Here is a 20,375-nt window from a genome sequence, read left to right as displayed (position 1 = left end):
AATCAGCTACGACAAAGGAACTATGAACGTAAATTAGCTAACATAATGGTAAAACTGGATAATCTGATAAAATTACTCGATTACGTTATACAATTAATTTGTATGCTGTTTCAACGAGTCAACTATGTCTAACCCGACGCGCTACCGTTTTCCCTTTATCCTGATGACGAGTCTGTTCTTTTTATGGGGATTTGCCCATAACCTGAACCCGATCCTGATTCCGCACCTCAAAAAAGCCTGCCAGCTTACCGACCTCCAGTCGGCCTTCGTCGATTCAGCTTTTTTCATTGGTTATTTTGTCACAGCATTACCCGCTGGCCTGTTTATGAAGCGATTTGGCTATAAAACAGGCATTCTGACGGGTTTATGCCTGTTTGCAATAGGCGCGTTTCTATTCTATCCAGCCGCCGACTTCCGTTTGTACGGCCTGTTTCTGGTAGCGCTGTTTGTGCTGGCCAGTGGGCTGACCTTTCTGGAAACAGCCGCCAATCCCTACGTAACGGCTCTCGGCCAACCGGCCTCGGCCACCCAGCGACTCAACCTTGCTCAATCCTTCAATGGACTAGCCGCCACCCTGGCTCCGTTTATCGGCGGAACGGTTATTTTGTCGGGCAACGTGCTGACAGTGGCCCGCCAGCAGGCCATGTCGCCCGATGAACTGAATACCTACCTGACCCACGAAGCCGCCAGCGTCAAACTGCCTTATCTTCTGATTGGCGCAATTGTGCTGGCTGTAGCGCTGCTCATCAGCCGCAGTAAACTGCCTGACATTGCCGAACCCGTTCCGCTTAGAACACAAGGCGGAACAGAATCTATCTTTCGCCAGAAAAACCTGATGATGGGCGTTACGGCTCAGTTTTTTTACGTAGGTGCTCAGGTCTGCATTTCCAGTTTCTTCATTCGGTTTGCCGGTACCGTAGCGGCCATCCCCGAAAAGACGGGGGCCCTTTACCTCTCCATTGCGCTGGTGGGCTTTATGGTGGGTCGCTTTATCGGGACGGCCCTCATGCGAACGATTGCCCCGCATCGGCTGCTGGGTTTCTACACCGTGGGCTGCGTTGGGTTGTTGCTGGTGGCGGTAGCGGTTCGGGGAATGGCCGCCGTGTACGCCCTGGTGGGAGTTGAATTTTTCATGTCCATTATGTTCCCCACCATTTTCTCGCTCGGTATTTACGGGCTGGGAGCGCAAACCAAAGTGGGGTCGTCGCTGCTCATCATGGCCATTGCGGGGGGTGCGTTATTTCCCCTGCTGATGGGCCGGATCTCAGACATCAGTTCGATTCAAATGGCCTACATCGTACCTGCCCTGTGTTTTATACCGGTTTTATTTTTCGCCCTACGTACCACCGCCCGTTTAGCGGCTGACTCAAATTGAAGCCGTTACTCACTGACCTCATGCACGTAGCTCTGTTTATACCCTGTTATGTCGACCAGTTTTACCCGGCGGTGGCTATCGCTACCCTCGAACTACTGGAGAAGTTGGGTTGCGAAGTGGTGGTTCCCCGCAACCAGACCTGCTGTGGGCAACCGATGGCTAATTCGGGTTTCGCAAGTCAGTCGGCGGGCTGCGACCGTAACATGGCCCGGCAATTCGGCGGCTTCGACCATATCGTTTGCCCGTCCGGGTCGTGCGTGTTGCACCTGCGCGAACATAACGCGGGTATCCAGGGGCGGGTGTGGGAACTGAGCGAATTCCTGACCGATAGGCTCCAGGTTCAGCACCAACCGAATCGGTTTGGTACGCTCGAAAAGCCGCTCCGGGTGGGTCTGCACCAGAGTTGTCACGGGCAGCGGGGGTTGCGGCTGGCTTCGATGTCGGAACGCAACGAACCTACGTTTTCCAAAGTGGAAATCCTGCTGAACCTGATAAACGGGCTAACGGTTTGCCAACCCACCCGGCCCGATGAGTGCTGCGGTTTTGGGGGAACGTTCTGCGTGACGCAGGAAACCCTGTCGGTAAAAATGGGCAAAGACCGCCTTGCCGAACATCTGGCTAACAAGGTCGATGCCATTCTGGGGGGCGATATGTCGTGCCTGATGCACCTCGAAGGAATTCTCCGGCGGCAGGTATCACCGGTGCGGGTACTGCATCTGGCCCAACTGCTTAACGAAGCCTGCCCGCTCCCGCTCCATCAACCAAACACCATACCGGCATGAGTAAACCCGTTGTTCCCCACGACCAGGCCGCCCGGCAGTTCATTGCTGACGAAGCCCGCACCGACTGGCATGACCAGACGCTTTGGTTCGTGCGGCAAAAACGCGACAAAGCCGCCCATACCCTGCCCGAATGGGAGAGCCTGCGCGACCTGGCATCGGGCATCAAAGACTATGCGCTGGCCAACCTCAGCACGTTATTGACCAATTTCGAGCGGCAGGCAACGGCCAACGGCATTACCGTACACTGGGCCACTGATGCCGCCGAACACAACCGGATTGTGCTGGATTTGATTCAGCAGCACAGCCCTTCAGCCCGGCCAAAGGTGGTCAAAAGCAAGTCGATGCTGACCGAAGAATGCCACCTGAATGAGTTTCTGACCGAACAGGGCGTTGACCTGGTCGATACTGATTTGGGCGAGCGGATTGTACAGCTCCGGCAGGAGTCGCCGAGTCATATCGTGCTGCCCGCTATTCACCTGCGTAAATCCGACGTGAGTGATACTTTCCATCAGCATCTGGGAACCGAAGCGGGCAACCATGACCCGCAGTACCTGACCGAAGCCGCCCGAACGCATCTGCGCGAGCGGTTCATGGCCGCGCAAATTGCTATCACTGGGGTCAATTTTGCCGTTGCCGAAACAGGCGGATTCGTGGTCTGCACCAACGAAGGCAACGCCGACCTCGGTGCCCACTTAGCCGACGTACACATTGCCTGCATGGGCATCGAAAAGGTGATTCCCCAGCAGGAACACCTCGGCGTATTTCTGCGGCTGCTGACCCGCTCGGCAACGGGTCAGCCCATCACCACTTATTCCAGCCATTTCCGACGACCTGCTCCGGGAAAAGTCATGCACCTGGTGCTGGTCGACAATGGAAGGAGTACCCAGTTGGGGCGCACGCACTTCCGCAATTCGCTTAAGTGCATCCGCTGCGGGGCCTGTTTCAACACCTGCCCGGTTTATCGGCGCAGCGGGGGCCACAGCTACCATAACGCCGTAGCCGGACCCATTGGCTCCATTCTGGCCCCCAACCTTGATATGCGGAAAAACGCCGACCTGCCTTTTGCCAGTACGCTGTGCGGTAGTTGCTCCAACGTGTGTCCCGTTAAAATCGACATCCACGATCAGCTTTGGCACTGGCGGCAGACGCTGACCGCCGAAGGACTGGCTCCTCTGCCTAAAACGCTATCGATGAAGCTAATGGGCTGGGTGCTGGCTCACCCGCTGGTGTACCGCGTGGCGGGCCGGGCGGGTCGCAGGTTGATGCGATACTGGCCGGGAGCCGTCAGCAACCAGTTGAATCCCTGGTATAAAGGTCGAGAGATGCCCCAGCCGCCCGCGCAGAGTTTTGGTGACTGGTATAACCAAACCCGCCGACGCTTATGAACAGCCGTGAACATATCTTACAGGCCGTTACCCACAGCCAGCCCCCAGGTGGGTCGTTACCCGTCCTGCCGGAAGTTTATGCTGGGGCGCACGTTGCGGAAACCTTCATTACCTGCGTCGAGACCATTGGCGGTCTGGTAGTCCGGGTAGCGGGTATTCAGGCCGTTCAGCAGTATATAGAAACCTGGTTCCCGAGGCCGAACCGGATCATTCATACCCTGCCCGAACTGAAATACGGCGAATTCAGACACGTCCGAACCGCCACCGGACACGACCTCGAAACGGTTGACCTGGCCGTACTGCGGGGTGAGTTTGGGGTGGCTGAGAACGGGGCCATCTGGCTCGATGACACAACGTTGCCGCACCGCGCCCTGCCGTTCATTTGTGATCATTTGGCGTTGCTGCTGGACGAATCCGCGCTGGTACCCACCCTGCACGAAGCCTATCAGCGACTGTCGGGCAACCCGTTTAGCTATGGTGTGTTCATTGCCGGACCATCCAAAACCGCAGACATCGAACAATCTCTGGTCATTGGAGCGCACGGGGCGCGGAGCCTTACCGTCTTTTTACTGGCCCATACCGCTATAAATCCATGCTGACCCAGACCCGACATCTATTTCTCCACATTCACCCCGCCGATAACGTGCTGGTGGCCCTACAGGATTTGCCAGCGGGCGAGGTCATTTTCCATCAGAATCAAACCGTACAGCTGTCCGGCCCAGTGTCGGCCAAACACAAGTTTACCCTGACCCAGCTTGCCCCTGGCGACCCAGTGTTTATGTATGGGGTGCTAGTGGGGAAAGCCACCCGCCCCATTGCCCCCGGCGAGACCCTTACTACCTTCAACCTCCGCCACGAAGCCGAGCCGTACACCCTGCAAAAGCGAAAATCCTATGTCTGGACCGCCCCCGATGTGTCGGCCTGGGAATCGCTGACGTTCAACGGGTACGTTCGGTCGGATGGTAGCGTTGGTACACGGAATTACTGGCTTGTGGTGCCGCTGGTGTTTTGCGAAAACCGCAATATCCAGATGATGCAGGACGCTTTTGAGCGCGAACTTGGCTACGGACAGCCCGAAACCTACCGCCAGCAGGTACGGAATCTGGCGACGACCTATCGACGGACGGGTACGTATGCTCAAGAAGTTGCTTCGGTGTCAGAGGAAGCTACGAATGCCGAAGTCCCGCGCACATCGGCTTTGTTTCCCAACGTAGATGGCATCCGGTTTCTGACCCACGAAATGGGTTGTGGAGGGACCAATGCCGATGCCGACCGGCTATGTGCCCTGCTAGCCGGATTCATTGTCAATCCCAACGTAGCCGGAGTAACGGTACTAAGTCTGGGTTGCCAGAAATCACAGATAGAGGGACTGCGGGCCGAAATACACCAACGTAACCCCGCCTTCGACCGGCCCCTGCTGTACTTCGACCAGCAAACCTACGGCACCGAAGCCGCCATGCTCTCCGAAGCCATCCGGCAAACCTTTGCCGGACTCATTACCATCAATCAGTTTACCCGTCAACCCGCGCCGTTGAGCAAGCTGACCGTCGGGCTTAAATGCGGAGGTTCGGATGGTTTTTCAGGTATATCGGCCAATCCCGCCCTGGGTTATCTGTCCGATGTGCTGGTGACGGTGGGCGGAACCACGCTCCTGGCCGAATTCCCCGAACTCTGCGGGGTGGAGCAGGAACTGATTGACCGTTGCGAAAACCTCGCCGATGCCGAAACCTTCGTGCGGCTCATGGCCGATTACGCCCGGCAGGCCGAAGCCGTTGGCGCAGGATTCGACATGAATCCGTCAGTGGGCAACATTAAAGACGGACTGATTACCGATGCCATCAAGTCGGCGGGGGCGGCCAGAAAAGGGGGCAACGCACCCATTGCCGGAGTACTCGATTACACTGAACTTCCTAGCCGGTCGGGGTTGCACCTGCTGTGTACCCCAGGCAATGACGTGCTGGCCACCACCGGCATGGCCGCTTCGGGAGCTACCCTGATTGTGTTCACAACGGGCCTGGGAACCCCCACCGGCAACCCCATCACGCCCACCGCCAAAATAGCAACCAACACCCGGCTGTCCACCCGGATGCCCGACATCATCGACTTCGATGCGGGGCTGATCGTAGCGGGTGAAGAAACCATTGTGCAAACTGGCAGTAGGCTTCTCCGCTGGCTAATTGACGTAGCTTCCGGTTCTATCCACACCAAATCTGAGTGCCTGGGCCAAAATGATTTTATCCCTTGGCAGCGGGGCGTAAATCTGTAAACAGACGTTTGCCTGACTGATAAATCCCTTACACCAATAGCCAAATAACCCTCACCATTTATGTTATCCTTAGCCAATAAAACAGCTATTATCACGGGGGGCGGCAGCGGCATTGGCCAGGCCATTGCACAGCTATTTGCCCGGCAGGGAGCAGCCGTGCATATTTTGGAACGGAATGCTACAGCCGCCGAAGCGGTCGTTGCCAGCATTGCCCAGGCGGGTGGCCGGGCGTATGCCCACACCTGCGACGTAAGCCAGCAAATCCCGGTGCTGAACGTTTTCCGAAAAGTTAAGAACGTGGACATTCTGGTCAATAACGCCGGGATTGCCCACGTTGGGCGACTCGATGCTACAACCGAAGCCGATGTAGAACGAATCCTGAGCGTGAACGTGAAGGGCGTGTAAAACTGCCTGTTTGCCGCCGTGCCGCTCATGCAGCACCGGGGGGGCGGGGTCATCCTGAATATGTCGTCGGTAGCGGCCCTGGTCGGCATTCCCGACCGCTTTGCCTATTCCATGAGCAAAGGAGCCGTACAGGCCATGACGCTATCGGTAGCGCGGGACTATATGGCCGACAGGATTCGATGCAACAGTATTTCGCCGGCCCGGATTCACACACCCTTTGTCGATGGCTTTCTGACGGAAAATTACCCCGATACCCGCGCCGAAATGTTCGACAAGCTGGCCCAAAGTCAGCCCATCGGTCGGATGGGTACCCCCGACGAAGTAGCCATGCTGGCCTTGTACCTGTGTTCGGACGAAGCGGGCTTTATCACCGGCTGCGATTACCCGCTGGATGGCGGATTCAGTAAATTAAACACCTGACAGCACCCATGAAACTGATTCGATTTGGCGAACCGGGAGCCGAAAAGCCGGGCATTATTCTGGAAAACACCTGGCTGGATGTATCGGCCATTGTGCCGGATTATACCGATGATTTCTTTGCGGGTGATGGCTTGGAGCGGCTACGGCATCACCTGGAACGGCCCGGCATCACCAACGGCATACTGCCCGTTGTTTCGCCCGATACCCGGCTGGGGTGCCCGGTGGCCCGTCCGTCCAAAATCGTGTGCATCGGTCTAAATTACGAAGACCATGCCCGCGAAACCGGCGCGGCTATTCCCACCGAACCCGTCGTTTTCCTGAAAGCAACGTCGGCCCTCTGCGGCCCCAACGATGTGATTGTTATCCCGCCCGATTCGACTAAAACCGACTGGGAAGTAGAGTTGGCTGTTGTGATCAGGAAACGGGCCAGTTACGTTGCTGAAGCCGATGCACCCAAACACATTGCGGGCTATTGTCTCCATAATGACGTTTCGGAACGGGAATACCAGCTGGAGCGGGGCGGCACCTGGGACAAGGGTAAGGGCTGCGACACCTTCGCGCCCATTGGCCCCTGGTTAGTCACGCCCGACGAAATTGGCGATGTCGACAACCTGCGGCTGTGGCTGACCGTGAACGGGCAAACCAGGCAGGACGGCAACACCCAAACCATGATTTTCAAGGTGCCCCAGTTGATTGCCTACGTCAGCCGGTTTATGACCCTGCTGCCGGGCGACATCATCTCGACCGGTACTCCGCCCGGTGTAGGGCTGGGCCTGAAACCGCCCCGCTACCTGCAACCCGGCGACCAGGTTGAACTCGGTATCGACGGGCTGGGGCATGCCCGGCAATCGGTGGTGGCCTACAGCTCTTCAGTATAACTTTTTAATTTAGGTTGGTTTCAGCAAAGCCTCACCGGTTGCGTGAACGCTTTCTTATTTATTGATTCTATAACGACAATTGACGACTGATTTACCGGCATACTTACCCAAAACAGATGCATCTTCATTTAGAGAATAAAGTCATTATCGTAACGGGCGGAGCCAAAGGCATTGGCGAGGGCATTGTGCAGATGCTGGCCGCCGAAGGGGCAATCCCCGTTATCATCGGACGCAACGAAGCCGACAACAACCTGACGTTAGCCAGCATCGGCGGCAACGGGTTTGCGGTGGTGGCCGAACTGTCTGCCTCCGCCGACTGCAGGCGGGCCGTTGAGGAGGTGGTCAGGCAGTTCGGGCGTATAGACGGACTGGTCAACAATGCGGGAGTAAATGACGGGGTTGGGCTGGAACACGGGAGTTACGACGGGTTTGTGGCTTCGCTGCATAAAAACCTGGTGCATTACTATCTGATGGCACAACACGCCCTGCCTTATCTGAAAGCCGCTAAAGGGTCGATTGTGAACATCGGCTCCAAAACGGCGGAAACCGGCCAGGGAAACACATCGGGCTATGCCGCAGCCAACGGAGGGCGTAACGCGCTCACCCGCGAATGGGCCGTTGAACTGCTTCCTTACCGCATCCGGGTCAATGCAGTGATTGTGGCCGAGTGCTACACACCCCTCTACGCCAACTGGATTCAAACCTTTGCCGACCCGGAGAAGCAGTTGCAGCAGATTATCGCCAAAATCCCCCTCGAACAGCGCATGAGCACTGCCGAAGAAATTGCCAGTATGGTCCTGTTTCTGCTGTCGGAACGGTCGAGCCACACCACCGGGCAACTGATACACGTCGATGGTGGCTATGTGCATCTGGACCGGGCGTTGTAGCCAAACTTATCAGTAAAAAATAGTCCTTGATCCGTCCTAAACCATGAAAAAATTCCTTCTGTTTACGCTGCTGACGAGCCTTTCTTCCCTGAGTTTTGGGCAAAAATCATACCAGCCTACCTGGTCATCACTCGATGCCAGACCCGTCCCCGGTTGGTTTGAAGATGCTAAATTTGGTATTTTCGTCCACTGGGGCGTGTATTCGGTCCCGGCTTATAGCCCTACCGTTCGCGATAGCGTGGGCATCTATGACCGCTATGCCGAACATTACTGGCGACGGCTCTACGACGGGGGCAAAACGCAGCACTTTTTTGAGGAGTTTCATAAGCAGAATTACGCTCCGGGTACCACCTATCAGGATTTGGCCCGCGACTTCAAAGCAGAACTCTTCAAGCCCGACGAGTGGGCAACGCTCTTTGAACGGTCGGGGGCTAAATACGTCGTGCTGACTGCCAAACACCACGAAGGCTATACGCTCTGGCCATCGAAGTATGCCTGGAACTGGAACGTCATGGACGTTGGCCCGCATCGCGATTTGCTGGGCGGCCTGACCAAAGCGGTTCGGGCAAAAAACCTGAAAATGGGCTATTATTATTCGCTGCTGGAGTGGTTCAATCCACTTTACAAAAAAGAAACGCTTAACGATTACATCGACCAGCATATGTTTCCGCAGATGAAAGAGTTGGTCAGCACCTACAAACCCGACGTACTCTGGACCGATGGCGAGTGGGATTATTCGTCCGAACAACTGCGCAGCCCGGAGTTTCTGGCCTGGCTCTATAACGACTCATCCGTGAAGGAAAGCGTAGCCATCAACGACCGCTGGGGTAAAGAAACGCGGGGGAAACACGGGGGCTATTACACTACTGAGTACGACCTGGTATACGAAGGAAACGCCGACAGCGTACAATTTAACCACCCCTGGGAGGAGTGCCGGGGCATGGCTGGCTCGTTCGGGTACAACCGGGCCGAAATCCTGGACGATTATTCTACCTCGAAGGAGTTGGTACACATCCTCATCAATAAAGTAGGGCGGGGTGGCAATCTGCTGCTGAATATTGGCCCCACCGCAGACGGGCGGGTTCCGGTCATTATGCAGCAGCGGTTGAACGACATGGGCGCGTGGCTCAACGTGAATGGCCAAAGTATTTACGGCACCCGTGCCTGGTCGAAGGCCCCTAAAGTAGACGCTAAAACAACCACGTTTTTTACCACGAAGGGGGCTGATTTATATGTCATCACCACCGTCTGGCAGGAGAAATTAATACTATCAGGTGTTAGTGCATCCTCAAAAGTGAGTTTGCTGGGATTTAACGGGCTAATACGTGCGGTTAAAAAAGGGAACACGCTGACCATTACCGCCCCTAGCCTAAGCCCTACCACAATGCCTTGTCAATACGCCTGGGTATACAAAGTGACTGGAGGGGGCAACTAAGGTAAAATTGGCTGACTTGTACTGCTATAGTTAATCCAAGCTGCGAGATGAGAGCTAATCCAGACAACCATCAATTGTAAAGGCGAATAAGTACAAAAAGACTTTCAGCAGAAAACCTCAGCTGTCACAGCGTGAATTTTACGGCCAAACAAGGCGGTGATTTCGCTGGAAACGGTCTCGATACCAAAACAGCGTAGCAAAAGCCCGCCACAAAACAGTTTTTCTCTATTCTTTTTGAAAATAGTTGGGAAACTTAAAAATATAAATATATTTTTAATTGCTAAAACTTTAGAAGGATGGAAAATAAGTTTCCACATAGTGAAGATTTCCTTTTAAGGCAACTCCAAAATGGAGATCGGAAATGTTTTGAAGAAATTTTTAATACCTATTGGGATTTGCTCTACAAGACTGCGTATCGAAAGGTAAACTCTTATGATGAAGCAGAGGAGTTGGTGCAAGCTGTTTTTGTTGAACTTTGGGAAAAAAGAAGCGAAACGAGAATCCTTAATCTATCAGCCTACTTAAATACGACACTCAGAAATAAATTTATTGACCATATTCGGAAGGCTGCCGTACGAAGCAAATATGCCGACTATTGCCATTCCTTTAGTGAGTGCATGCATGAGTCCAATATGGATACGGTCCTGTATAATGAGCTTTCAGACCAGTTTAAGCAAGGTCTCGAAAAGATGCCGGAAAAATATAGGGAAGTTTTTATTATGAGTAGGCTCGAAGGCTTGCAACTAGCTGATATAGCAAACCGCATTAAATTATCCGAAAAGGCCGTCCAATACCATCTGACCAAAGCCCTCAAATTTTTAAGAGTCTATTTGAAAGACTATATCCTCCTTTTGCTCGCGCTACTACATTAGCCCCCTCTCTTTCCAGAACCAGGAAGTTACCCAGACCAGCTATACCCTACTACTCAAGTGAGTACTTCCCTCTTGGGGTAGTTAACAAAGTTGGGATAAATCTGCCCCGTTAGAAGAAAGAAGCTAACCAGAAGGCTTACTCAAAGGGTTCTATGCTAATCCGGCTTAGCTTAAATAGCTCTTTTCCTTCTTTGATAGGGGCAATTCTAATTTGCTGTATGCCTGCCTCCCGAATCCTTACCATTGCCACGGATTGCTTTATAAAGATCAAGGGACGCCAGGCGTCGTACTCGCCCGTGGCAAGGGTTTCAAAGTAGTACACCTCTTTTCCTACCTGTAATACACCTTCCTGTTTGCTGTTTTCGAGGGGCGAACTATACTCGAGTGAAACCTTATAATCGCCGGGCCTGGTAAATTCGACATTGTAAACGACACTATCCGCCGGTGCTTTCATATTGGTGGCACAAAGCGTATGCTTCCAATCGCCAAAGTAGTTACTGTACGTAATGGTTTCCACTTTTGTTGCGCCGGCCGGTTTGGCTTTCACTATGTCCAGCTTACACTCTTTAAACTCTGGTGATACAATCACCTTATCCTCGCTGAATGAATCGCTTATTTTACCTTCGTACTCAACTACAAGTACTGTGTTGACCTTATCGGGCAATTCATTGGGCAACTTTACGGTCAGCCGTTTATTACTCAGGTCCCAGGTAAGCGTTTTTTTATCGGCCAGGAACGCGACGCTTTTAACTTTCGCATCTACACCAGGCACCAGCAATACACCGTTTTCTGGTCGCTCGGTCACGTGCAGGAATAACTTACCAGGCTTTAATGTGGTAACGCCCCAGGGTTGCGGAGCGATAGGCCCGTAGGTGGTTCCATAAATGGCATCTCCATTTACATTCAGCCATTTCCCTACTTCTTTTAAACAGGCAACGGATGTTTCAGGGAAAGTGCCATCTGCCTTTGGGCCAATGTTCAACATCAGGTTACCGCCTTTGGATACGATGCCGGTCAGCAGCCGAATAATTTCACTGGATGTTTTGAAGTTGAAATCCAACGTTGAATAGCCCCAGGAATCGTTGTGTGTAGCAATAGCTTCCCAGGGACCTTTCACCACCGTGGAGGGCACTTCTCCATCACCAAAATCGCGAAAATCGCCTAAGCCCTGCCCAACCCGGCTGCTAAGCAAGCAATTGGGCTGTATATTTCTTATTTCCTCAATTAAACCCTGGGTTTCTTCTTTGGAAAGGCCGCCTGGCATATCACACCAAATCAAGCCCAGGGGCCCATAATTAGAGACTAATTCCTTCAGTTGAGGAATGGATTTAGTTGTATAATAGGCCTTGAAATTCTTGTCTTTTTCCACAAAATCCCAGTCGTTTCCGCCACCATTGGGTTCGTGCCAATCGAGAAACTGGGAATAATAAAAGCCGAGTTTCATATTTCCTTTCTGACAAGCTACCGACAACTCTTTAAGTGGATCGCGCTTGAAAGGCGAATTGGTGATCTTGAAATCAGATACTTTTGAGTTGAACATCGCAAAGCCTTCGTGGTGTTTGGAGGTAAGAACCATATACTTGATGCCAAATTCCTTAGCCAGAACCACCCATTCGTCCGCGTTAAACTTAACAGGATTGAATTCGTTCATCAGTTTAGCGTAGTCTTTAGCGGGAATTTTACCACGGTGCATTACCCATTCGCTAGTTCCGTAGTATTTTTTGCCGTTCCATACCCCGGCAGGCTGAGAATATAAGCCCCAATGCAGAAATAGCCCAAATTTAGCATCGCTAAACCATTGCGTTTTAGCGTCAGCGGTTTTATCAGAGATGCTTTTATCCCACTTCTCCTTGATTTGGGCAGGGCTACGAAGACTTAACAGCAATAAAATAAATACCAGGCCGAAGCGATGAAGGTAGGTCATTGGTTTAGGAGGATTATAAGGTAGGTTAGCGTTTGCTGGTTCAGGATGTCTTTTTGAGTACTACTTCTTGCTTGCCATAATCAACCTGGCAGAATGGGGGGCGAGCCTGGTTACTGTATAGGTATTTTCGAAAACGCCGAGCCGTTCATGGGTCCAGAAATCGGTGAGTTGCGCTTTTGATTTCAAGCGGACAGTCAAGTCTTTGGTTTCGTGGTCATCCCAGTTAAAGAAATAATAGTACTGCGTATCGCCCATGTCGGTGAAACCGGTTTCCATCTTCGCATCCGAAAAGGTAGCGCCCTTGCCATTGGTACGAAGCAATTTTTTAAGGATCGCCAACTCGTTTTCCTTTAAATTGGCCGCTTTGTCTCCGCTCAACACCGAGCCACCAACCGCGTGAATGGAGGTGGCATGGAACATCCATTCCTGCTTACGGATTGGCTCTTTTCCTGAGAAAACAGTGTCATTGGCAAGCACCACGCAATCGGGGTCGGAATCCCAAAGCGTACCATTTTGCCAGGCCCGGCAAAGATTTTCATACGCAGTCCCACGAATTACCCCCCATTCGCGGCTAATGTCTCCACTAGTACGCATAGCCGTAGCGAGTCCGAGCGATGGCCATATGGGAGCATTGCAAGCAAGCATTACAGAATTGGCATCACAACCGCTAAACAGTGCTTCCATGCCACGCCGGTAAGCCTGGATACGGGTAGCTTTTGGATCGTAGTGTATTCCTCCATGGATCGCACCCCAGTAGTTGGCATCCAGCTTGAAATAGTTAATGCCCCACTTTTCGCGCATTGTACTGATGACGTTCTGAAAATGCTTTTGCACTTCGGGATGCGTGCCATCCAGCACGTACCAGGGCCCGGATCGCCAGCCACCAAAACCAATTTTGGAGGACACCAGGGGCGTTTGATCCACATCTTTCACAAACCAGTCGGAATGTTCTCTGAAGACGTGGGACCCTTTTTCAGCAATAAAAGGGGCTACCCAAATGGCCGGTTCAAATCCTGCTTTTCGTATCGACGCAATGGTTTCCTGTATATCGCCATACGCAGGATTGGGGTCAGTCCAGTCGCCCATAAAGGGCTGATAGCCATCATCTAGCTGGATGTATTTTATTTCGGGCAATACCTTTTTAAAACCCTGTAGGTTTTCTTCCATAATTTTGTTGGTCACTGCCGGGCCATAGCAATACCAGGAGCACCAGCCCGTAGGTATTTTTGGTGTTTTTCGCGTCGGATGATACACGGCAATTTGGGAAGCAAACCTTTTAAATAAAGCACCCCGCTCAGCACTCCCCAGCACCGTAAACTCTTCCAGTGACCAGGATTCACCGGGCTTCAACTCCAACCCTTCGGTGTCTACGGATACCTGCATCTGCTGTTTATCGTAACTAATCCGACCAATAAACCGCTTACAGGACGTGAACCCAAGCAGCATATATTCGTTTTTCCTGACACTAATGACCATCATGCCATAGACCGTAGGCAGGCCATGCACATCGGGAATGTTATAGTGCTTATTGTCGGGATATACGCCAATGTTCTCATGCTGTTGAAGCGTACCACCGTTTTGATGGAGCATCTGAAACCCTTCTCCGTATACCGGACTTTCGGGAGGCAGCCCATGCGCTGGAATAGAAAACAAAAAAACCGTAGAGACCTGCAATGGGGTTTTTCCTAGGTTTTTGCAGGTAGTTTTGCAGGTATTGCCTGTCCACTTTCGATCAACAAGCAGTTGGCTGGCAGAAATTGCGGCCCCCTTCGCATCCTCGGCTACCGCTGGGGAATTTTTGAGAAGCTTTTGAAAGGCTGTAACAGTTGGCGGCATGTAGTCCAGGCGAGTGCCCGGATTCGATGATTTCGTACTGTTCTTTAAACACACAAAACCGCAAAATGTGATCAGCAATAGGAGGAGGGAAGGAAGGAGATAGTTGCGAATCATTTTTGATGGTTAAGAGTAACAGGTTTACTAGTGACTAAAATTGGCTGCCGGTTTAGGAAAGCTGACGCTTCATTCTTTGCAGTTGTGCCAACGTAGTTTCAGCAATATGACCTTCCTGGTAGATGCCCATGTTGAGTGTTACGGTTCCACCCACCTGTAAGCATGTTTTCACTACAGGAAACAATTCTTGGTCTGTATAGTGGGGCGGTGGCATCGGTCCCGGCGTATTGTGCATCCATTGCCCATCACAGTCAATGGGCAACTGAACGTGAAACTGACAGCTCGTGCCCGGCACAAAGCGATCTGTGGGAAGGAATAATTCGACTGGCTCACGGTCACCAATGGCAATTTTTCCATCTTTAAATTTCCAGGCTTCACCCGAAAGGTAATCTTGCTGCGGACAGGGAGGCTGGGTAGAACCCACGTAGAAGCACCCGTCGTTGAACGCCACCACTGCGGCTGAATTTCCTGCTCGCGAGGCATTCAGCCATAAATCCCAATCTCTGGGAATATAGTATTCGGGCCATTTGGTGTAGCAGCCGTCAAACCACCAGCCGTCCAGATGCTTTCCATATTGGAGAGAATACTGCCTGATGAATTGAGTGTAATGTTTCTGAAATTCAGCTTGATTGTCACGGTTCCAGGCAAACCCTTCGTGCAAGGCTTTAGGAGCAGCAATCTCGCCGGGCAGATAGGCAATGAATTTTTTCTTTAGGGCATGAACGCCTTTCGCCAACTCCAGTATCAAATCTCTTTTTGAAGCGTGCCCTTCGCCTACCAATTGATCCAGTACGTTATTCGGACTTGCATAAAAGCCCGTATTCTGTCCAATGGTGAACATCAGGAAATCAGCGCCACTCTGTTGAAATTGATTCAGAAATCGGGGAACGTTAAAGGCGTTGACGGCTTCATTCAAGTCGTCAATGCGGGCCCCTCGTTCGGGGGCGGGTCCGGGCGCTATCCAGTGTACCATCATTCCCCATTTCCCAACCATCCAATCTGACCTTAACTTCTTCGAACCAGACGAAAAGCCAAATCCATTCAGTGATTGTAAGGCTCCGGCCAACAGCAGACTACGCTTCGAAAATTCGCGTCGGGAAATAAATTTAGTAGCCATCATTAATTCAGTTTAACCGTGAATGCCGTATTTGCCATCGCTTCCTGGATAAAGATTTGCTTGCCACCCTCCTCCACTACCAGCCGTACTTTATTTCCAGGAACCGAGTTTATTTTTATGTCCACCACTTTTCCAAGCGCCTGGACATTGAGAAGCTCCATTTTATTCCACTCTTTTGGCAGGCGTGGCAAGCATTGAAATTCAGTCAACGAAAGCGGCTCTATGCCAAACAAGCCTTCCGTGATGATACGGCAATACAAGGCACTTTCTGCTGCCAGATGCGCCTGGTTGCCTTCGGGATAGGCTTCAACGGGGTAGGGTACGTGATCGCCAAGGAGACGCTGCGTAGAATAAGCTTTGAGTTTGCTCATGCCTACCTCCACTGCACCTACCTTAATGACCCCACGGAGTGCGTATAGCGTGGCTCTATCCCAGAAGATCGTCTGCCCATCTTCTACCAGCAAACCATTTTTTGTCCACAGCTTTTCAAATAGGGCTTTTATCGTACCCTCTTTCCGCGTTTCGATGCCCATTACCAGGGGAAGGCATATCCAGTGTCGCAGCTTGTTATGCTCCTTATAATATTTATAGGTGTCATAGCCTTCTACTTTAGCTCCGAAATAGGTTTCAATGGCCTTTTTAAGATCACTCGCTTTCTGTTCATAATGCGTACTGATTGCCCTTTCTTTGTTTAGTGCTTTGGCTAGTCGACTTGCATAGGTAAAGCCCGCATACGCCAGCGTGGAGGTAGAAAGGTTAGCCGTGCCCGTGGGGATTCGTCCTTCCATTTCATCGGTTTTTGACTCAATAACCCCGGCCTCATTTGTTTTCCGTTCGCAATAGTCCAGGCACCAGACAATAGCTGGCCAGAGCGTATCGGCCACCTGACGATCACCGGACAAAAGTGCGTACAAGGAGGCTCCGTAGGCATACATGGCGGCATCTCCTCTGTCGCCAGCGCCCGAAAAGACCATCTTGCCACCCATCTCGAAAGAAGATGGAATGGCCGAAAACTCAGGAGTCATTTTGGCCATGAATGCTTTGTAGGCATTCATCGACGCTTTCTCCGCTTCGTCGTAGCCCAGCATGGCAAAAAAAGGATTTGCATACTCTACCTGGTCGTTGGCCCAGACACCACCGTAGTACCGGCCTCCTCCTGGCGAATGCACCCTTCCTAAATCAGAATCAAAAATGCTTTCGGACGTTCTGAACTTAGCGAATTGAAAAGCCAGGTTCATTTCTGGATCGGGGCTGTTGAAGTGTAGATTTTGATTGATCTTTTTGATGAACGCAAGCCGCCCCTGGTAATCTTTCTCCGCGTCGTATTTGCCAGGGCTTTGCTCTGCTTTACGAGCGCTGAGGATGGTTGTGACAATCGTTGATTCGCCCGGCTTAATCACCTGGTTGGTTTCCGTCCTGGCAAGCGCCATTGTCCATTTAGTGTTTTCACCAACAACCAATTCTTCCCGATTGGCCTTTTCGACCTCAATGCGCGCATCTTTTTTCCCGGTATTGTCTATCTCTACGCGGTCGTATACTGCCGGATCATTCACCGCCGGATAGATAAAGCGTTTGATCCGTAGGCGGCTGTGTTGGTACTGAAGCTCCAGAATGCCATTGAACCTCACCTGTGAAACCAACGAAACAGCAACTGGCTGGCCATCTACTTTGATGAACAGGCTATCTAGGGGATAGCTTTTTTGAAGATAGCTGCGGTAGTCGTATTTCACGATGTAGGATGGCCATATAACCAGGGCGTTCAGGGATGCGTGCTTTTGCTTATCAACTCCATACGTCACAATCGTAGAAACGCCATAGCCACTCATTTCCACATTATCCTGGTGGGGAAGACTTTTGTCCTGACTTATAGTCCAGATGATATCATTATCCTTACCCAAAGTCCAGCGCCTTTGTATATCCTGTGCCTGAACTAGCCGTAGAGAACTGATAACAAAGACAAACACGAGTAAGCTATTTTGCCGATTTTTTTTACGAATGTGTTTCATACAATTGGATGAAGAAGTTGTATATCCTATGCCTGAATTAGCGTGTTAGGTCAAATTAGAAGTTAACTTTTTGGGCCGCGCCCCGGTACGTAAGCGATGTGTTGGGCTTTTTAATGACCGACAAACCGCCTTCGCTTGTTGAATCGACGACGACCACCTTGATTTTAATGGCCTCCTGTAGTCCTGGAAACGTTCCTTTGCGTTGCCCGATACGTAGTTCTCTCTGTTGATCGTCCCAATGAATGGGCACTACGGCATGCCTGCCTTTTTCGTACGTATAGTTCTCCCCTTCATCATCGTACCACTCAAAATCGGCGTTAGCACCGGGGTACACAACCAGGGTAAGACCTTCCTTACTTGGTTCGCTGGCATACTGGAGGGCTGGCCCAAAGGGCAGAATGGAGCCTTGCCTGATAAGGGTAGGAACTTGGTCGAGCGGTGATTTGACGCTAACGGTTTGGTTTCCAGATAATTTTTCATTAGTCCAGAAATTATACCACCCACCTGCTGGCAAGTATACTTGCCTCTGTCGAGCCTGGTATTGGGTAATGGGGGCAACCAGGATGGAAGGACCGTAGAAGAACTGATCTTTGAGCTCCCAGGTCTTTTTGTCATTCGGGTAATAGTAGACCGGCGGTGCGATGATAGAACCGGCACTGTTGGTTACTTTCCAGGCTTGTGCATACAAATAGGGCATCAACCGATAGCGAAGCTCAATAAATTTCCTGGCCATCGTCTCAAAAGACTGGCCGTACCGCCACACCTCCGTCTCGGACACATAGCCGTGGATGCGGAATAAGGGGCAAAACGCACCAAACTGAAACCAACGGGTAAGCAGCTCTTTAAACTCGTTGCTGGTGTACTGATTTTTAAACCGGGGGTTGAATGATTTGCTATCCCTGAAAAAGCCTCCGATGTCAGTCGTCCAGTATGGCAATCCAGCCATGGAATAGTTTAGACCCGCCAGAATTTGCTCTCTGAATTGCTCCCAACTCGCCAGCACATCTCCTGACCAAACGGCGGCACCGTACTTCTGCTGCCCAAGAAAGGCCGAGCGAGTCAGGTTGAAAACCCGCTGCTGAGGATAGTCTTCCCGTTTCCGGTCGTATATGCTCTTGGTAACCATCAGCGAATAGGTAAGTGCTACGCGGTCAAATGAACCCTGGTTCGTGATCGCATTGGCCGGGTACACTTCCGGTTCGGTGCCGTCTAACCATATATAATGGATGCCAAGCGCATACATCGAGTCTTTCACCATGTTGTAGTAGTTGTTGCGTACCGCAGGGTTGTAGAAATCCAGGTTGCCGCTCTTATCCAACTTGTGCTCCTTCAGGTGATACCGCTCTTCCAGTACTGGATTATCGATTCTTGGCCAAATGGAAACCATTAACTTCATATGCAGACTATCCAGGCTTGCAGCCATCTTTTTAGGGTCCGGGTACCGCGTACGATCCCATTCCGGACCCCAGGTTTTCTCCGGCCAGTAGTTCCAGTCCTGCACGATATTGTCTACCGGAATACCGCGTTTACGGTATTCCATGGCATTCTCCAAAAGCTCTTTTTGCGAATGGTAGCGTTCCCGGCATTGCCAAAAACCATAAATATTTTTACTGAACATGGGTGCCGTTCCAGTCAGGTCGCGCATGCCGTGAATAAGCTGGGCCTGGTCTTCGCCGTAGACAAAGAAATAATCAATGGCATTGCCTAGCTGGCTTTGAAAAACCGTTTTGTTGTAGTCAGGCTCATTGTATACCAGCTTGCCCGGCGACTGGCTGTTGCTATTTTGCAGTACGACTTCGTAATTTTTGTTCGCTTCCAGGTCAATTCTTCCGACATGGAAGTCGGGTACCCAAACTGTGTTGTAATGAAATACCGTATCGCCATTGATGGTTAGGAGTACGGGGCCATGCATGCGGTTTTCGGCATTCGGCGCTTCGATAGCAAAGTTGTAGGTGCCCGATTTTGCGGGTATAAAAAAGGATTTCCGAATGTTGCGCGCCGAATCTACAGTGGTGGCTAAGGTCACTTCCCTCTCCGCAGGATTGAATTGGGTGATGGAATAGTTGTTCCATAAAATTCCGTAGCCTTTGCTGGACATCACGAAGGGAACTGCAATTTCCTGGTTGTATTGCTTAAGTACCAGGGGCGTGTTTTTCCAGTTGAACAGGCCATTTTGAAACTGGCCCAGTCCGTACAAAGCTTCGTCGCCACAGAGGAAGGTTTGCCGAAGGGAAAAGCTTGATTTACCATGGTCATTTACTGGCGTTAGTTTGCGACCGTCTTTCATTTCCGACAGCAGTGTTTGGTTGTTCGTATCAACGAACTGAACTGTACCGTCGGGACTTACCTGCGCTTTCACAAAAGCGGTTTCGATGCTTATCAGACTGTCTTTCTCCGCTACTTTGAACGCCCCTGAAAGCTTTTTGAATACCAGTATGCTGTCGTCTTCTGGAATAGAATCGCCTACAACGTATTTCACCCGAATGATTTTATCAGAGTACACATTCAGCAAGAGCGTGCCACCTTTCAACGGGATTTTAACCTGCGACCCACTGACTTCATAGCGGGTATCGGTAATTTTTTTACAGGAAAAAAGAAGCGATCCAATGAATAGAACAAGAAAAGTTTTACTAAAAAAGCAGGGTTGGCTCTTGCTATGCATACGTTGATTTG

At 51.4% G+C, this 20,375-nt stretch carries 15 protein-coding genes and 1 pseudogene; 10 read left to right on the top strand and 6 right to left on the bottom strand.

The annotated features are described in order from the left end of the window. Positions 1 to 124: 124 nt before the first annotated feature. From fucP to ACYVFD_RS32425, 9 genes and pseudogenes are all read left to right on the top strand, one after another. Positions 125 to 1,375 carry an L-fucose:H+ symporter permease gene (fucP, locus tag ACYVFD_RS32465; RefSeq protein WP_461094697.1) on the top strand — a complete coding sequence of 417 codons (1,251 nt, stop codon included), beginning with the start codon at positions 125 to 127 and terminating at the stop codon, positions 1,373 to 1,375. Between the two features lie 20 nt (positions 1,376 to 1,395). Beyond that, a complete protein-coding gene (locus ACYVFD_RS32460; RefSeq protein WP_338877483.1) occupies positions 1,396 to 2,157 on the top strand; it encodes a (Fe-S)-binding protein in 762 nt (253 codons plus the stop codon). Next, positions 2,154 to 3,542, top strand: a complete 1,389-nt coding sequence (locus ACYVFD_RS32455; protein ID WP_338877482.1) for a lactate utilization protein B — start codon at positions 2,154 to 2,156, stop codon at positions 3,540 to 3,542. The genes ACYVFD_RS32460 and ACYVFD_RS32455 overlap by 4 nt, the downstream gene beginning before the upstream one ends. Beyond that, positions 3,539 to 4,141, top strand: coding sequence for a LutC/YkgG family protein (locus tag ACYVFD_RS32450; RefSeq protein WP_338877481.1), 603 nt, complete (start codon positions 3,539 to 3,541; stop codon positions 4,139 to 4,141). Before ACYVFD_RS32455 ends, ACYVFD_RS32450 begins: the two co-directional genes overlap by 4 nt. Next, positions 4,135 to 5,808: a UxaA family hydrolase gene (locus tag ACYVFD_RS32445; RefSeq protein WP_338877480.1), complete on the top strand. Its 1,674-nt coding sequence runs from the start codon at positions 4,135 to 4,137 to the stop codon at positions 5,806 to 5,808. The genes ACYVFD_RS32450 and ACYVFD_RS32445 overlap by 7 nt, the downstream gene beginning before the upstream one ends. A gap of 60 nt (positions 5,809 to 5,868) precedes the next feature. Next, positions 5,869 to 6,633 (top strand): annotated as a pseudogene (locus ACYVFD_RS32440) (SDR family NAD(P)-dependent oxidoreductase). A gap of 8 nt (positions 6,634 to 6,641) precedes the next feature. Then, positions 6,642 to 7,511, top strand: a complete 870-nt coding sequence (locus ACYVFD_RS32435) for a fumarylacetoacetate hydrolase family protein (RefSeq protein WP_338877478.1) — start codon at positions 6,642 to 6,644, stop codon at positions 7,509 to 7,511. A 116-nt stretch (positions 7,512 to 7,627) separates the two neighbouring features. Continuing rightward, positions 7,628 to 8,398 carry an L-fucose dehydrogenase gene (locus ACYVFD_RS32430; RefSeq protein WP_338877477.1) on the top strand — a complete coding sequence of 257 codons (771 nt, stop codon included), beginning with the start codon at positions 7,628 to 7,630 and terminating at the stop codon, positions 8,396 to 8,398. Between the two features lie 43 nt (positions 8,399 to 8,441). Next, the gene (locus ACYVFD_RS32425) at positions 8,442 to 9,833 is read left to right on the top strand and encodes an alpha-L-fucosidase (protein ID WP_461094696.1); all 1,392 of its coding nucleotides are present in this window, start codon (positions 8,442 to 8,444) and stop codon (positions 9,831 to 9,833) included. Between the two features lie 104 nt (positions 9,834 to 9,937). Here the strand turns inward: ACYVFD_RS32425 and ACYVFD_RS32420 are convergent, their stop codons facing one another. Beyond that, complete coding sequence (locus tag ACYVFD_RS32420) at positions 9,938 to 10,150, bottom strand: hypothetical protein (RefSeq protein ID WP_338877475.1); 213 nt, start codon at positions 10,148 to 10,150, stop codon at positions 9,938 to 9,940. Between ACYVFD_RS32420 and ACYVFD_RS32415 the strand changes: the two genes are divergently transcribed. Further along, complete coding sequence (locus tag ACYVFD_RS32415; protein ID WP_338877474.1) at positions 10,130 to 10,705, top strand: RNA polymerase sigma factor; 576 nt, start codon at positions 10,130 to 10,132, stop codon at positions 10,703 to 10,705. The two genes, ACYVFD_RS32420 and ACYVFD_RS32415, sit on opposite strands and share 21 nt — an antisense overlap. A gap of 136 nt (positions 10,706 to 10,841) precedes the next feature. Here ACYVFD_RS32415 and ACYVFD_RS32410 read toward each other — a convergent pair whose 3' ends face one another. The 5 genes from ACYVFD_RS32410 to ACYVFD_RS32390 are packed head-to-tail and all read right to left on the bottom strand — an operon-like array spanning position 10,842 to position 20,364. After that, positions 10,842 to 12,629: an alpha-L-fucosidase gene (locus tag ACYVFD_RS32410; RefSeq protein WP_338877473.1), complete on the bottom strand. Its 1,788-nt coding sequence runs from the start codon at positions 12,627 to 12,629 to the stop codon at positions 10,842 to 10,844. A gap of 60 nt (positions 12,630 to 12,689) precedes the next feature. Continuing rightward, a complete protein-coding gene (locus tag ACYVFD_RS32405; protein WP_338877472.1) occupies positions 12,690 to 14,579 on the bottom strand; it encodes a glycoside hydrolase family 36 protein in 1,890 nt (629 codons plus the stop codon). A 52-nt stretch (positions 14,580 to 14,631) separates the two neighbouring features. Further along, a complete protein-coding gene (locus ACYVFD_RS32400) occupies positions 14,632 to 15,699 on the bottom strand; it encodes an alpha-L-fucosidase (RefSeq protein ID WP_338877471.1) in 1,068 nt (355 codons plus the stop codon). Further along, positions 15,699 to 17,702, bottom strand: coding sequence for a hypothetical protein (locus ACYVFD_RS32395; RefSeq protein WP_338877470.1), 2,004 nt, complete (start codon positions 17,700 to 17,702; stop codon positions 15,699 to 15,701). Before ACYVFD_RS32395 ends, ACYVFD_RS32400 begins: the two co-directional genes overlap by 1 nt. A gap of 55 nt (positions 17,703 to 17,757) precedes the next feature. Beyond that, complete coding sequence (locus ACYVFD_RS32390; protein ID WP_338877469.1) at positions 17,758 to 20,364, bottom strand: glycoside hydrolase family 31 protein; 2,607 nt, start codon at positions 20,362 to 20,364, stop codon at positions 17,758 to 17,760. Positions 20,365 to 20,375 lie beyond the last annotated feature (11 nt).

Source organism: Spirosoma gilvum, assembly GCF_054776815.1.
Note: the sequence above shows the minus strand (reverse complement) of the source record. Positions and strands in the feature narration are given on the sequence as shown.